We start from the raw sequence: 1,115 nt of genomic DNA on the forward strand, positions 1-1,115 counted from the left end.
GCTCAGCAGAAGGCCTGGATACCGGTCTGCGCCCGGCCGAGGATCAGCGCATGCACATCGTGCGTGCCCTCGTAGGTGTTGACCGCTTCGAGATTGAGCACGTGGCGGATGACGTGGTACTCGTCGCTGATGCCGTTGCCACCGTGCATGTCACGCGCCACGCGGGCGATCTCCAGCGCCTTGCCGCAGTTGTTGCGCTTGATCAGCGAGATCATCTCCGGGGCGGCCTCGCCGCTGTCGATCAGGCGGCCGACGCGCAGCGCCGCCTGCAGCCCGAGCGCGATCTCGGTCTGCATGTTGGCGAGCTTGAGCTGCACCAGCTGGTTGGCGGCGAGCGGGCGGCCGAACTGCTGGCGATCGAGGGTGTACTGGCGCGCGGCCTGCCAGCAGAACTCCGCCGCCCCCATCGCCCCCCAGGCGATGCCGTAGCGGGCGCGGTTGAGGCAGCCGAACGGGCCGCCGAGGCCCTTGGCGTTGGGCAGGCGGTTTTCCTCGGGGACGAAGACCTCGTCCATGACGATCTCGCCGGTGATCGAAGCGCGCAGCGAGAACTTGCCTTCGATCTTCGGCGCGCTGAGGCCGGCCATGCCGCGTTCGAGGATGAAGCCGCGGATCACGCCCTCGTCGTCCTTGGCCCAGACCACGAAGACGTCGGCGATCGGCGAGTTGGTGATCCACATCTTGGCGCCGCTCAGGCGGTAGCCGCCGTCGACGCGGCGGGCGCGGGTCTTCATGCCGGCCGGGTCGGAGCCGTGGTCGGGCTCGGTCAGGCCGAAGCAGCCGACCCATTCGCCGCTGGCCAGCCGGGGCAGGTATTTCTGCTTCTGCGCCTCGCTGCCGTAGGCGTCGATCGGGAACATCACCAGCGAGCTCTGCACGCTCGCCGCCGAGCGGTAGCCGGAGTCGACGCGCTCGATCTCGCGGGCGATCAGGCCGTAGGCGACGTAGCTCAGGCCGGCGCAGCCGTAGCCCTCGATGGTGCAGCCGAGAAAGCCGAGCTCGCCCATCTCGTTCATGATCTCGCGATCGAAGCGCTCGACGCGATGCGCCTCGCGCACCCGCGGCAGCAGCCGCTCCTGGCAATAGGCGCGCGCGGCTTCGACGATCTGGCGCTC

1 protein-coding gene is annotated in these 1,115 nt (G+C 69.1%); it reads right to left on the reverse strand.

Annotated features, from left to right (window positions below):
- Nucleotides 1–2: 2 nt before the first annotated feature.
- On the reverse strand, nt 3–1,115 hold a 1,113-nt coding region (locus C7443_RS19735; RefSeq protein WP_110020743.1), incomplete at its 5' end, for an acyl-CoA dehydrogenase.

It is taken from the genome of Plasticicumulans acidivorans (genome assembly GCF_003182095.1).
Classification (GTDB): domain Bacteria; phylum Pseudomonadota; class Gammaproteobacteria; order Competibacterales; family Competibacteraceae; genus Plasticicumulans; species Plasticicumulans acidivorans.